Here is a 2,266-nt window from a genome sequence, read left to right on the forward strand (position 1 = left end):
CAGAACCTCCGCGATGTGCACAACCTCCGTCGCCGGGGCCCGGATGTCGCGGAGTCTGCGCACTTAACGGAGGTTGTGTGCACGCGGCGTCGACGCGGGCAGACGAAAGGCCGGCACCCCGCGGGGCGCCGGCCTTCGGCATCCGGGACCGACCCGGCATCCGCGATCAGGCCGTGGACTTCGCCTTCTTCACGAACAGCGTCTCGGTCTGCTCGAGCTCCATGCCCTTCGTCTCGGGGATGCGGAGTGCGACGTACACGAACGACAGGGCGGCGAACAGCGCATACATGCCGTACGTGAGCGGCAGCGACCAGCTCGACATCGCGGGGAACGACACGGTGATGGCGAAGTTGGCGATCCACTGCGCGCCCGCGGCCACACCGAGCGCCTTTCCGCGGATGCGGCTGGGGAAGATCTCGCCCAGCAGCACCCACACGAGCGGTCCCCACGAGGCGCCGAACCCGACGACGAAGATGTTCGCCGCGACCAGCGCGATCCCGCCCCACGGGGCCGGCAGCGACACGTCCTGCCCCGAGCCGGTCGCGAACGCGAACGCCAGTGCCATCGCGCCGAGCGAAAGGGTCATCAGGATCGAGCCGGTCAGCAGGATCGGCTTGCGACCCACCCGGTCGACCAGGAAGATTGCGACGAACGTCACCACCACGTTCGTCACCGAGGTGATGACCGAGATCAGCAGGGAGTTGCTCTCGTCGAAGCCGACCGCCCTCCACAGGGTCGTCGAGTAGTAGAAGATCACGTTGATGCCGACGAACTGCTGGAACATCGACAGCAGGATGCCGGTCCAGACGATCCCCTGCAGGCCCAGGACCGGGCCGCGCAGCGACACGTTCTTGTTCTTGCGGTCCGCCTCGATGTTGTTCGTGAGCTCCTTCATCGTCTTGTCGAGATCGGCCGGCGGCACGAGCCGCGCGAAGATCTTGCGGGCCTCGTCGCTGCGGCCCTTCGACAGCAGGAACCTCGGGGACTCGGGAACGGTGAACGACAGGATGCCGTAGACCGCCGCCGGGATCACGCCGACGAGGAACATCCAGCGCCAGGCTTCGAGGCCCAGCCAGAACTGGTTGGCGGCACCGCCGGCCGAGTTGGCCAGCAGCGCATCGGACAGCAGGGCGCCGAAGATGCCGAGGGTGATCGCCAGCTGCTGCAGCGACGCCAGCGAGCCGCGGATCTGACGCGGTGCGACCTCGGCGATGTAGGCGGGAGCCACGACCGAGGCGATGCCGATGCCCAGGCCGCTCATCACGCGCCACAGGATCAGATCGGGGACGCTGAAGGTCAGCGCGGCGCCGATGGACGAGACGAAGAACAGCACGGCACCCAGCAGCATGACCTTCAGGCGGCCCCAGCGATCCGACAGGGCTCCGGCGACGACGGCTCCGACCGCGCAGCCGAGAAGGGCCACGGCGACGACGAAGCCGGTCAGCACCTGGGTCAGCTCGAAGTTGCTCTCGACGGCGTCGACGGCGCCGTTGATGACCGAGGAGTCGAACCCGAACAGGAAGCCGCCCACCGCGGCCGCGACCGACAGGCCGATGGCTCGTCGCCCGTAGGGGCTTCGCAGGGTGAAGGCGTTTGCGGGGATGGACTGCGTTTGACTCACCTACCCACGCTACTCCTGCCCCCGCGACGTGGAGGGTACTGGCGGCCTCCCTGACTACAGTGGAACAATGCCCGTTTCCCTGCTCGGTGCCGCCGAGATCCGTCGGCTCGCCGCCGACCTCGACGTCACCCCCACCAAGAAGCTCGGGCAGAACTTCGTCGTCGACGCCAACACGGTGCGCAAGATCGTCCAGGCGGCCCGGGTCACGGCATCCGACCGTGTCGTCGAGATCGGTCCCGGCCTCGGCTCGCTCACCCTCGCGATCCTCGAGACGGGAGCGTCGGTCGTCGCGGTCGAGATCGACCACCGCCTCGCCGAGCGTCTTCCGGTCACCGCAGCCGCGCACGACGTCCCCGAGGGCCGCTTGACGGTCATCGACGCGGACGCTTTGCGCGTGGACGCCCTGCCGGGCGAACCCGAGGTGCTGGTGGCGAATCTGCCCTACAACGTGTCGGTGCCGGTGCTGCTGCACTTCCTCGAAACGTTCCCGTACCTGCGTCGCGGCGTGGTCATGGTCCAGGCCGAGGTGGGGGAGCGTCTGGCCGCCCCGCCCGGGTCGAAGGTGTACGGAGCCCCCAGCGTCAAGGCCGCCTGGTACGGCTCGTGGCGCCTGGCGGGGACGGTCTCGCGTCAGGTGTTCTGGCC

At 68.5% G+C, this 2,266-nt stretch carries 2 protein-coding genes; one reads left to right on the forward strand and one right to left on the reverse strand.

Annotation, left to right across the window (positions count from 1 at the left end; translation table 11 throughout):
- Nucleotides 1-166: 166 nt before the first annotated feature.
- Nucleotides 167-1,621 (reverse strand): sugar porter family MFS transporter, encoded by a 1,455-nt coding sequence (locus DBR36_RS14885; RefSeq protein WP_108320530.1) that lies wholly within the window; start codon nt 1,619-1,621, stop codon nt 167-169.
- A 67-nt stretch (nt 1,622-1,688) separates the two neighbouring features.
- Between DBR36_RS14885 and rsmA the strand changes: the two genes are divergently transcribed.
- A partial coding sequence (rsmA, locus tag DBR36_RS14890; protein ID WP_108320531.1) for a 16S rRNA (adenine(1518)-N(6)/adenine(1519)-N(6))-dimethyltransferase RsmA occupies nt 1,689-2,266 on the forward strand: 578 nt, incomplete at its 3' end.

The sequence above is a fragment of the Microbacterium sp. HMWF026 genome, from assembly GCF_003061325.1.
Classification (GTDB): Bacteria; Actinomycetota; Actinomycetes; order Actinomycetales; family Microbacteriaceae; genus Microbacterium; species Microbacterium testaceum_E.